The following is a 308-nucleotide window of genomic DNA, read 5'->3' as shown; positions in this document are numbered from 1 at the left end:
AAGTCTTCCATGCGTGTTTTGTCGCCTAAAATACTTCCTTTGGAAAGTGAACTACTAGGGTCAATAGCTAAAATTGCTACTTTTTCATCTTTACTCAGAATATATTTCCCCAGAGATTCGATAAAAGTACTTTTACCAACACCAGGAATTCCAGTAATGGCAATTCTTTTTGACGTTATGGAAACAGGTAATAAACTAATGATATGTTGCGCTAATTTTAAATCGTCTAAACGATTGCTTTCGGCAAGTGTAATAGCTCTTGATAAGGCAAAACGATCACCTTCTTTTATTTTTTGAGCAAGTATTTC

At 34.4% G+C, this 308-nt stretch carries 1 pseudogene; it reads right to left on the bottom strand.

The features are described 5' to 3' along the window. Positions 1-308 (bottom strand): annotated as a pseudogene (locus tag QWI17_RS00905) (methylmalonyl Co-A mutase-associated GTPase MeaB); the annotation flags it as partial.

This window comes from Gilvimarinus gilvus, from assembly GCF_030518155.1.
GTDB classification, from domain to species: Bacteria; Pseudomonadota; Gammaproteobacteria; order Pseudomonadales; family Cellvibrionaceae; genus Gilvimarinus; species Gilvimarinus gilvus.
The sequence above is the reverse complement of the archived record's forward strand: the minus strand, read 5'-3'. Positions and strand labels throughout refer to the sequence as shown.